This window comes from Streptomyces silaceus (assembly GCF_001419745.1).
GTDB classification, from domain to species: domain Bacteria; phylum Actinomycetota; class Actinomycetes; order Streptomycetales; family Streptomycetaceae; genus Streptomyces; species Streptomyces silaceus.
In genome coordinates, this window is the sequence record NZ_LIRJ01000539.1 from 1 (window position 1) to 10,550 (window position 10,550).

A 10,550-nucleotide genomic window follows, 5' to 3' on the forward strand; every position below is an offset into this window, starting at 1 on the left:
CACGTGACAATGGCGGGGTGTGGTGCACCCCGCCATTGTCACGTGCGGGTCACTTCAGGCGCTCCCCGATGCGGTCGCGCATCCCGTCCATCGTGAAGCCGCGGGGGTCGACCTTGCCCGGCTGCCACTCCAGGTGGCCGATGACCGAGCGCTCCGTCCAGCCGTGGACGCGGCAGACGGCCGCCGCGGCCCGCGCGATGGCGTCCAGNNNGGGTCCTCGCCGTCGCCGAGGTTCTCGCACTCGAAGCCGTAGAAGTGGCGGTTGCCGTCGGTGTTCGCCTCGTTGTCCGGCGGCAGGCGCTTCTCGGCGATGACGGCGCGCAGCACGTCGTCGTCGCCCAGGCCCGCGTGGTTGGCGCGGCCGTAGCCCACGAGGTGGACGCGGCCGTCCTTGGTGATGACGCCGTGGCACAGCGGGCCGGGCAGCGAGGCGAAGCCGTCGCGGCAGATCTCCACCGTGCGCTGGCTGCCCGACGTCACCGTGTGGTGGATCACCACGCCGTGGACGGGGCCCCAGGGGCCTTTGTGGTTGCGGTTGTGGTGCTCCCAGTCGCCGACCTCGACGACGGTCACGCCTTCGTCCCGAAGCGCGTTCAGGAAGCTCCCCGCGGACATGGGTGGGGCCATGACCGCCTCCTTTGCAGGGCGCGACGGCCGCCGGTCGCGGGCCGCCTCGTACGCCCTGCTTGTACCCGCAACCACGGTGCCCGGACCAGCTGTTCGGAGAGGATCCGTGGCCTGTTCGGGCACCGTGCGAGCCGATCCGGTCAGTTGCCGCGCAGGAAACCGTCGCCGTTCGTGGCGATGTGGGACTCCAGGGCCTGCAGCGCCTGTTGGGTGGCCTGCGGGGAGCCGGTGCCCCGGCGCTCCTCGTAGTACGCGGCGCCGAGCTTCTTCAGGAGGGCGTCGCCGGCGCGCTTCTCCTGGACCTCGTCCAACTTCTGCTTGCCCTGCGTGAGGCCCCGCTGCGCCTGCTCTTTGGCGCGGTCCAGGAAGCCTGCCATTGCTGTCTCCTGCCGTTGATACGAAGGGTGCGGGCGGTGCGGTTGCCCCGCGAGGGGTTCAACGGGCGCGCAGATCTTGGAGTTCCCGGAGTCCGCTTCCGCGAGGAGCCGCGGTGCCCTGCGCGAGGGCCCGGCGCGCCTAGGAGGTGAGCTTGCGCATCAGCCGCACGCCCTGCGCCGGCTTCATGTGCGGCAGGTACGCCTTGCCGATCGCCCGGGTGATGGAGGGCAGGGCCGCCGGGTCCGGGTAGCACATGTACATCGGCCGGTAGCTGGGCTGGAACTTGGCCTTGAAGTTGAGCAGCGAACGGAAGCCGTAGACCGGCTCCAGGGTGCGGCCCGCGTAGTCCAGGAGGCGTTGCAGCGCGGCAGGCGGCTCCCCGGTGTCGGAGCGGGCCAGGGGCGCTCCGGAGAGGCTGAGGAACTGGGCGCCCTCCTCCTTGAAGCCGAGCGCGGCGGACGCGATCAGGAACTCCATCGAGCCGCGGAACCCGTCGGAGCGCCGGCGCATGAAGTCCAGGGTCCAGCCCACCGGTCGGGCTCCGCCGTCCTCTCCGTCCCCGCCCGCGCCCTCCCCGGAGGAGGAGTCCCCGTACACCGGCATCCAGCTCGTGATGCCGTGCACCGTGCGGTCCTCGTCGACCGCGAGGAGGCACCGCACGTCCGGGTCGTCGAGCTCGTCGAGGCCGCCGAGCGTGAAGCCCATCTCCGGAAGGCCCTTGTCGGCGACCCACTCCTCGGAGATCGAGCGGACCTGGTCGGTCAGCGCGATGGGCGCCTTCGGGAAGGTGTGCCACTCCGCGGTGATGCCCTGCTTCTTGGCCTTGTTGAGCGCCGTACGGACGTCCTGCCACTTCTTGCCCGTGAACGCCAGCTCCGGGAGCGGTACGACCGTGTCCTCGGCGACCTGCACCGAGCTCCAGCCCAGCGCGTCCGTACGGGACTTGGCGTCGGCGGTCACGCTGTAGAAGCACGGCGTCCAGCCGCGCTGGTCGCAGTACTCGGCGAAGCCGTCGATCGCGTCCGCGCGCGCGGAAGGCTCCCCGAAGGGGTCGCCGGTGGTGAGCGCGACCGTGGAGTGGACGCGGTAGGCGACCGCGGCCCGGCCGTCCGCCGCGAACCAGTAGTTGTTGCCGGGCCAGGTCGTCAGATACGAGAGCGTGGAGCCGCCGTGCGCGCGGAGCAGGGCACGCGCGCGCGTCGCCGCGTCGGGATCGGCGTGCACCTGGGGGCGCCTGAACGCCACGAAGAGGGCGATCAGGGTGACCACCCAGAACAGCATCCCGCAGTACTCGTACAGGGACAGCGCGGTGCCGCCGACGGGGACCGGGGCCTGCCCCTGGAAGAAGAACGGTTCGTAGCTGGGCGGGAAGAACTGCGTGGGCAGGCCCGACACCAGCTTCGAGAACGTCGCGTCCGGCGTGAACTGGTCGCGCACCGCGTACCCGATGCCCACGTACGCGACGCAGGCGAGCAGCAGCGCCCCGCCGACCGTCCCCGCGAGCCAGGTCACGGTGGTGCGCGACACCCGCTGGTCGAAGAGCCTGCGGGTGAGGAAGAGCAGCACCAGGACGAGCAAAGGCAGCATCATCTGCTCGACGACCGCCTGGATCATCGCCGCCTTCTGGTCGGACAGGTCGCTGCCCTCCAGGACGTACCGGTCCGGGTGCGAGGCGATGTCGCTCAGCAGGAACGCCATGAGCCCGAGCCACAGCAGCTGCGCGGCCACCGTGATCCGCCACGACAGCCGCAGACCGCGCCGCAGCCCCTCGGCGAGCACGAGCAGCAGCAGGGGGATCGCGATCCCCATGAGCATCGCCGGGGAGCCGTAGAAGTGGTCCTGGGCGTGGATGCGGGCGCAGTCCGTACTGGTCGCCCGCACGCAGGCGTCCGCGATGTCCTGGGCGCTGGGGCCCCCGGACACGTACAGGTCGAGGACGTTGAACGGGCCGAGCGAGTCCTTGTAGAGCGTGGCGATCAGCGGGCCCAGGGCGGAGGCGGCCACCACCAGGGCGACCAGGACGCGGCCCTCGGAGTGCGAGGCGTGCGGCATCCGCAGCCGGTGCGTGTGCCGGTGCGCGAGGGCGCCGAGCCCCAGGCCCACGACCGTGCCGGCGAGCCGCAGCACCCCCTGGAGGTGGCCGACGTACAGCGCGAGCATCAGCGGGAACACGATCAGGCACAGCTGGAGCCTGCGCCGCCACAGGGCGCTGAGCCGGAAGCTGAGGAAGGCGCCGACCGCGCAGGCGCCGATGCCGGGCGTCGCCGTCAGGTCCTGCGCGAGGTCGTTCAGCCAGTCCTCGCCGGCCAGCTCGCCCAGCTTCACCACGCCGGTGCCCAGGAGCGCGCCGAACACCTGGCCGAGGACGAGCACGACGGCGGTGCGCACGGAGCCCATCCGCTGCTCGGCCGCCGAGCCGAGGAGCAGCAACAGCAGCGTGGAACCGATGTAGTTGCCGATCCCCGAGCACCACAGGACCGAGGTCAGCGGGGTCCACCAGCGTCCTTCGGCGAGCGCGGGCACGCCCACGCCGACGTCGTTCAGGAGCGAGGTGGGCGGACCGCCGCCGAGGCTGCCCGTGAAGGCGCCCACGGCCCACAGCGCCACGACGACGAACACCGTCACGGGCGCGCGGCGGACCGGCTCGAAGGCCCGGCCCGCGGCGCGCAGCCAGCGCACCGGCCCGCGCTCGCCCGGCGGGGCGAGCGGCGCCGCCGGGGCCGGCTCTGGCGCGGCGGCGTCGGCGGGGGCCTCGGGGGTGGTCATCTCCCGAGCCCACCAGTCCGCTCCGCCGGGCACATCCCGAGTTGGGCCGAACGAGTGGAAACGCCCCTCCTGCCCCGCCGGGACGTGATCCATTCCCGCTCTTTTGTGTAATGGCGCGAGCACGTTCCGTGCTGGAAGGCTGCTGTGTGCAGATCACCCTTGCCACTCGGGAGGCACAGTCAATGTCGGTAGGCGAAGAGATCCGTACGGAGTCGGAGAAGCCGCAGCAGAGCCTCGGCACATCGGCCGCACGGAATCTGGCCACGACCACCAAGTCGGCGCCGCAGATGCAGGAGATCAGCTCGCGCTGGCTGCTGCGGATGCTGCCCTGGGTCCAGGTGCAGGGCGGTACCTACCGGGTGAACCGAAGGCTGAGCTACTCGGTCGGCGACGGCCGCGTGACCTTCGTGAAGACCGGCGACCAGGTCCAGGTCATCCCGGCCGAGCTCGGTGAGCTGCCCATGCTGCGGGACTTCGAGGACCAGGAGGTCCTGGCGGAGCTCGCCCAGCGCTGCCAGCAGCGCGAGTTCGTCACCGGTGACGTCCTGACCTCCTTCGGCAGCCCGGCCGACGAGGTCTTCCTGCTCGCGCACGGCCGCGTCGAGAAGGTCGGCACCGGCCCGTACGGCGACGACACGGTGCTCGAAACCCTCGCCGACGGCGCCTACTTCGGCGAGCAGTCCCTCCTCGACTCCGAGGCCATCTGGGAGTACACCGCGCGCGCGGTCACCGCCTGCACGGTGCTCACCCTGCCCCGCCAGGAGCTGGAACGGGTCGCGGAGCGCAGCGAATCGCTGCGCTCCCACCTCCAGCAGCTGCGCTCCATCCCGACCCAGCGCACCAACACCTTCGGCGAGGCGCCCATCGACCTCTCCTCGGGCCACGTCGGCGAGGCCGTCCTGCCGAGCACCTTCGTGGACTACGAGGCGCACCCGCGCGAGTACGAGCTGAGCGTCGCCCAGACCGTGCTGCGCATCCACACGCGCGTGGCCGACCTCTACAACCAGCCGATGAACCAGACCGAGCAGCAGCTGCGGCTGACCGTCGAGGCGCTCAAGGAGCGCCAGGAGCACGAGCTCATCAACAACCGCGAGTTCGGCCTCCTGCACAACTGCGAGTACGACCAGCGGATCCAGCCGCACGACGGCGTGCCCAGCCCGGACGACCTGGACGAGCTGCTCAGCCGCAGGCGCGGCTCCAAGCTCTTCCTCGCGCACCCGCGCGCGATCGCCGCGTTCGGCCGCGAGCTCAACAAGCGCGGTCTCGTGCCCGAGACCATCGACATGGGCGGCAACCGCATCCCCACCTGGCGCGGCGTGCCGATCTTCCCGTGCAACAAGATCCCGGTCACCGAGGCCCGGACGACGTCCATCATCTGCATGCGTACGGGCGAGGAGGACCAGGGCGTCGTCGGGCTGCGCCAGAGCGGCATCCCGGACGAGATCGAGCCGAGCCTGTCGGTGCGGTTCATGGGCATCAGCGAGCAGGCGATCATCTCGTACCTGGTGTCGACCTACTACTCCGCCGCGGTGCTCGTGCCCGACGCGCTCGGCGTCCTCGAGAACGTCGAGATCGGCCGCTGGAGGTGAGTCAAGGCCCGTGTCCCCGCCCACGGCACGGGGTACACCCCATCCGTACGCGCCCACAGGCCGAGGAACCGCCACCGTCCGCATCCTTTCCGGGGTGAGTCCATGACGGACACGACGACGACGGCGGGCACGGTGGACGTGACGGGACACGAGGCCGCGGAGATCCTGGCGTCGGCGCGGACGCACGTCGATCCGGAGCTGCGCAGGGCGATCGACTCGCTGCCCGGGTCGATGCGCCGGATCGCGCTCTACCACTTCGGCTGGGAGCACGCGGACGGCACACCCGCCGCCCGGCACCCGGGCAAGGCCGTCCGGCCCGCGCTCGTGCTCACCGCGGTGCGCGCGCTCGGCGGCGAACCCGCCACGGCCGTGCGGGCGGCGGCCGCCGTGGAGCTGGTCCACAACTTCACGCTCCTGCACGACGACGTGATGGACCGCGACATCACGCGCAGGCACCGGCCCACCGCCTGGCGCGTGTTCGGCGACGCCGACGCGATCCTCGCCGGTGACGCGCTCCAGGCGCTGGCGCAGCGGCTGCTCGCCGAGGACCCCCACCCGGGGGCCCCGGCGGCGGCCGCCCGCCTCGCCGCGTGCGTCGTGGAGCTCTGCGCGGGCCAGCACGCGGACTGCGCGCTGGAGCGGCGCGGCCCGGACGAGGTCACCCTCGACGAGTGCCTCGCCATGGCCGAGGCCAAGACCGGGGCGCTGCTCGGCTGCGCCTGTGCGCTCGGGGGGCTGTACGCGGGCGCGGGCAGCGAGGAGGTCGACGCGCTCGACGGGTTCGGGAGGGAGGCTGGGCTCGCCTTCCAGCTCATCGACGACGTCATCGGCATCTGGGGCGACCCCGGGCGCACCGGCAAGCCGGCGGGCGCCGATCTCGCGGCGCGCAAGAAGTCCCTGCCGGTGGTCGCGGCCCTGGCCTCGGGCACGCCTGCCGGGGCGGAGCTCGCCGAGCTGTACGCGCGCCCGGCCGCCCGGACCGGGGGCGAGGGGGAGGACGCGGCGCGCGCGGCCGGAGCCGTGGAGCGCGCGGGCGGCCGTGACTGGGCGCAGGCGCACGCCGCCGACCGGATGTCCCGGGCGGTGGGCCAGCTCGCCAGGGCGGTCCCGGACCCGGAGTCGGCGGGCGGACTGCTGGCGCTCGCCGAGTTCGTGACGCGCCGGACGCACTGAGGTGCGGACTTCTTGGGGGACGTACGTACGCGAAAGGGGGCGCGGCGCACGGTGACGGGGAGGAGCGGGCGCAGGCCGACATCCCGGCCCTTGCGAAAGTGAACAGGCCAATCGTGACGGGTCGGCCGATGCGGGTTCGGGGCGCCGTGCGGAGGGTACGCGGTGAACCGGCGGCGTATCACTTTGGCATATTCGCCTGGATTGTGCCCGGCGATCGGCCGCGCAACGTCCGAAAGGGTCCTGTGAGCCACCGCGATCCGGCCACGCTGCGGGGCCTCGCTATGCGCGTGGACGCGATCACCTAGGCTTCAACCGGCGTGCCTTCGTGTGGACTTGACGGTCGGATATGCGCGCCGTCGGGCGAGGGCGAGCGGTAAGGGGCGGGCAGTGGGTGTGGCGATACGGCGGGCCGGGGAGGGCGACCGGGAGGACGTGGTCCGGCTGCTCGACGAGGCGTTCATGCAGGACCCGGTGAGCAGTTGGGTGCTGCCCGGCGAGGAGTACCGCCTGCGCACGCACGGCGCGTTGATGGGGGCCTTCTTCGACGCGGCGCTCGACGAGGGGTACGTCGACATCACCGAGGACGGCACGGCCGTGGCCCTGTGGTGGTCGGTGCCCGCCGGCGCGCGGGAGGGGACGGACGGGCCGGGCGGGGCACCGGATCGCGAGAACGCCGAGGTCAACGCCGTTGCCGAGGCCGCCGACGGCGGCGCGGGAGGTGGGGGTGCCGAAGACGCCGAGGACGGTCCCGTGCTGCTGCGTCAGGCCGTCGACCCGGACAACGAACGGGTCGAGCTGATCGGCAGGCTGACGGACGCGATCCACCCGACCGACAGGCCGCACCAGTATCTGCACCTCGTCGCCGTGCATCCCGACCGGCAGGGCGAGGGCCTCGGCACCGCGCTCGTCGGCGCCGTGCTCGAACGGTGCGACCGGGAGGGGCTGCACGCCTACCTGGAAGCGAGCAACGAGCGCAGCCGGGACCTCTACGCACGCCTGGGGTTCTCCTTCATGGGCACGGCGCTCGACCTGCCCGACGGGCCGCGGATGTGGCCGATGTGGCGCGAGCCGTGTGTGGCGGGGGCCGACGGCTGACGCCGCTGTTGCACCCGCGAACTGTCGTAGTCGTTCAGGATCGGAGGGTGGCGTGGAGTTCCTGCAGGATCTGACCGTCCGCTGTGTGGATCTGCTCGGGGTCTCGGGGGCGGTGGTGCTGCTGGAGAGTGGTGCCGTCCAGGCCTCGGACGAACGGACCCGGGCCCTTGAGGTGTCCGCGGTGCAGCAGGGCGAGGGGCCGTGCGTGGAGAGCTGCCGATCGGGGGTCGCCCTGATGGATGTCGACATCGGCGGGGCGGAGTCGGTCGCGCGCTGGCCGCGGTACGCGGAACAGGCGCGGGCGGCGGGGTTCGTGGCCGTGCAGGTGCTGCCGTTGCGGCAGGAGACGCCGGCGCCGGACGAGGCGCAGGCCGTGGGCGCGCTCGGGCTGTTCCACGCCGGGGGCGCGGAGCCCGCGAGCGGCGCCGAGTGGCCGGCCGGGGGCAAGGAGCGGGGCGACCGCGCCGGTTCGCTGAGCGAGGACCGGGTCGCCTTCGCGCAGACCCTCGCCGATCTCGCGGCGGCCGCGGTCCTGCGGCAGCAGTCGCTGGAGCGGAGCCTGGTGGAGCGCGGGCAGTTGCAGTCGGCGCTCACCAGCCGGATCGCGATCGAGCAGGCCAAGGGCGTGCTCGCCGAGCGGTGGCGGTGCTCCGTCGACGAGGCGTTCGCGGCGCTGCGCGAGTACGCGCGCTCCCGGCGGGTGCGGATCGCGGAGGTCGCGCGGCAGGTGGTGGCCGGCGAGGACGACGCCGTGGAGATCCGGCGGCGGTGGGAGGGCGAGGGGATCCGACGGCGCTGAGCGGACGCCGTGTCCGGGCCCGGCGCCGGCAGTCCGCGCCCACGACGCTCCGGCGGCGCCCGCGGGCCCGGTCACAGGGCTGCCCTGGCGGGCCCGACCGGCCTAACCTGGCGGTATGGGCAACGAAGGGCCTGAGAACGAAGGGCCTCAGGGCAACGAAGCGCCTCGGGGCGACGAAGGGCCCCGGTCCGGCCCCGCCCCACGGGACGAGCCGGTCTGCGGGTCCTGCGGGCGGCCGGTGGGAACGGCGATCCGGCGGCGCAAGGTGCTCGGGGTGTTCGTCCCCGAATGGCGCCCCGGGCCGTGCCGCAACGACCAGTGCGCGTTGTACGTCACCGAGGACGACGAGCGTGCGGCGGGCGCCAGGCGCCCCCGGTCGCGGCGCGGCAGGAGGCGGCCGGCGGCGGGCGGGGACGAGGGCAAGCAAGGCTCTGACGGCAGCAGTTGACGAACCCCTGTGGCGCCGCGCCGGGAAGCGCGGCGGTAGGGTCCCACGGTTCGAACGAGCCGCCTGGGGAGGGGTGCGATGAAGGCGCGGTGGGGTGTACTCGCCCTGGTGGGCGCGGTGTTGGCGGGGTGCGGATCCGCTGCCTCGGGGGGCTCCGCCTCCCCGGACGGCTCCGCGCGGGAGTCCGGTGTGCCGAGGGTCGAGTCCAAGGACGACTTCCCGGAACTCCCGCTGGAGCGCTACGAGTTCAGCCGTGGCGACTACAAGCGCATGGAAGAGGCGCAGGCGCGCACGGCGCAACAGTGCATGCGGTCCTTCGGGTTCGACGACGTTCCGCTCCATCCCGGTCGGAGGATGGCGGGAAGCGGCGGGAACAGGACCGTCTTGGCGATCTCCACGGTGTCCCCGTACGGCATGCTCGACCTCGCGCACGTCCGCCGCTGGGGCTACGGCTTCGACCCGGACCGCACCACGTCCTGGCGGGAGGAGGAGTTCCCGGAGGGACGGCCCTTGGAGCCGCGGGAATTCGAGGTGATGCACGGCCGCCTCGGAGGGGGCGCCGTCGAGGTGAAGGGCCGCAAGGTCCCCAAGGGCGGCTGCGGCGGACAGGCCCTGCGGCGGATCATGGGCGACCCGGTGAAGACGGCGCGCGTGCGGGGCTACGTCGGCCGGCGCACCCGCGTGCTCGACGAGGACGTCGCCAAGGACGCGCGGGTGCGCAGGGCCTTTCGCGACTGGTCGCGCTGCGTCGAGGACAAGGGCTTCAAGCGGTACGAGAGCCCGGCGCACGCCTTCCGTGACAAGGCGTGGCGCGAGGGCGTCGACGGCGGCAACACCTCGCGTACGAAGAAGGAGCTGGGCACGGCCGTCGCCGACGTCGAGTGCAACCGGAAGCTGAACACCGCCGGGGTGTGGTGGGTCGTCAGCGACGAGAAGCAGCGCGCCGACCTGCGCCGCCACGCGTCCAGGTACGCGGCCGTGCGCGCGGACCAGGACCGGGTGCGGGCGGCGGCCGACGAGGTGCTCGGCGAGGAGTGAGCGCCGCCGGGAGCGGCCTCAGCCGCGCCCGCGTGCCCGGTGCCGCGCGACCGCGTCGTTGTTGGCGCACCGCACCGAGCAGTACGCGCGCCGTCCGTTGCGGGAGGTGTCGACGAACGCGAGCCCGCAGCCCGCGCGGGCGCAGCGGCCGAGCCGGTGGGCGTCGGCGAAACAGACGACGTAGGCGAGGCCCGCCGCGGTGAGGGCGCGGACGTGGGCGGCCGGGTCGGCGGCGGGCGCGCTGTAGTGGAAGTGCGGGCGGCCGTCGTGCAGGGAGATGTGCGGGGTGCTGGACGCNNCGAAGCACTCCGCGAGCCGCGCGGCCCAGTCGCGCAGGCCGGCCTCCTGGGCCGCGGTGAGGCCGTGCGCCACGACGCCGTGCGCGGCGAGGAGCGGGCCCAGGGGCGGTGCCGCGGGCAGCGAGTTGACCAACTCGGCGGCGAGCAGCGCGGCCTCGCCTCCGTAATGGTTGAAGTGCATAAGGGCATGACATCACGCTGAGGGACGTGAGACGTGCCGAGCGGGGAAGAGCGGGGGGCGTGCCGATGGGCGCGCGCGGGGCGGTCGCGAGAAGGGGTGCGGGCGCGGGCGTGGACGGGGCCACGGTTCCGGCGCACGCGGCTGCGCCGGACGGTGG

Annotated in this window: 8 protein-coding genes and 2 pseudogenes; 5 read left to right on the plus strand and 5 right to left on the minus strand. The window is 73.1% G+C overall.

Annotation, left to right across the window (positions count from 1 at the left end; translation table 11 throughout):
* Positions 1-49: 49 nt before the first annotated feature.
* The 4 genes and pseudogenes from AOK22_RS43425 to AOK22_RS36140 all read right to left on the minus strand — a co-directional run.
* Positions 50-208: pseudogene (locus tag AOK22_RS43425) on the minus strand (N-acetylmuramoyl-L-alanine amidase); the annotation flags it as partial.
* A gap of 3 nt (positions 209-211) precedes the next feature.
* Positions 212-627: pseudogene (locus AOK22_RS36130) on the minus strand (peptidoglycan recognition protein family protein); the annotation flags it as partial.
* A gap of 140 nt (positions 628-767) precedes the next feature.
* Positions 768-1,004, minus strand: coding sequence for a hypothetical protein (locus AOK22_RS36135; RefSeq protein WP_055702912.1), 237 nt, complete (start codon positions 1,002-1,004; stop codon positions 768-770).
* 139 nt (positions 1,005-1,143) lie between these two features.
* Complete coding sequence (locus AOK22_RS36140; RefSeq protein WP_055702913.1) at positions 1,144-3,771, minus strand: bifunctional lysylphosphatidylglycerol flippase/synthetase MprF; 2,628 nt, start codon at positions 3,769-3,771, stop codon at positions 1,144-1,146.
* A 182-nt stretch (positions 3,772-3,953) separates the two neighbouring features.
* On the opposite strand from AOK22_RS36140, the gene AOK22_RS36145 reads away from it, so the two are divergent.
* The 5 genes from AOK22_RS36145 to AOK22_RS41130 all read left to right on the plus strand — a co-directional run bounded on the left by AOK22_RS36145 (position 3,954) and on the right by AOK22_RS41130 (position 9,913).
* A complete protein-coding gene (locus AOK22_RS36145; RefSeq protein ID WP_055702914.1) occupies positions 3,954-5,360 on the plus strand; it encodes a family 2B encapsulin nanocompartment shell protein in 1,407 nt (468 codons plus the stop codon).
* Positions 5,361-5,462: 102 nt separating this feature from the next.
* Positions 5,463-6,533, plus strand: a complete 1,071-nt coding sequence (locus AOK22_RS36150; protein WP_055702915.1) for a family 2 encapsulin nanocompartment cargo protein polyprenyl transferase — start codon at positions 5,463-5,465, stop codon at positions 6,531-6,533.
* A 387-nt stretch (positions 6,534-6,920) separates the two neighbouring features.
* Positions 6,921-7,628: a GNAT family N-acetyltransferase gene (locus AOK22_RS36155; protein ID WP_055702916.1), complete on the plus strand. Its 708-nt coding sequence runs from the start codon at positions 6,921-6,923 to the stop codon at positions 7,626-7,628.
* A 52-nt stretch (positions 7,629-7,680) separates the two neighbouring features.
* Positions 7,681-8,427, plus strand: coding sequence for an ANTAR domain-containing protein (locus AOK22_RS36160; protein WP_055702917.1), 747 nt, complete (start codon positions 7,681-7,683; stop codon positions 8,425-8,427).
* 637 nt (positions 8,428-9,064) lie between these two features.
* Positions 9,065-9,913, plus strand: coding sequence for a hypothetical protein (locus tag AOK22_RS41130; RefSeq protein ID WP_157872398.1), 849 nt, complete (start codon positions 9,065-9,067; stop codon positions 9,911-9,913).
* Between the two features lie 18 nt (positions 9,914-9,931).
* Here the strand turns inward: AOK22_RS41130 and AOK22_RS43430 are convergent.
* On the minus strand, positions 9,932-10,210 hold a 279-nt coding region (locus tag AOK22_RS43430), incomplete at its 5' end, for a CGNR zinc finger domain-containing protein (protein WP_244165250.1).
* Between the last annotated feature and the right edge of the window lie 340 nt (positions 10,211-10,550).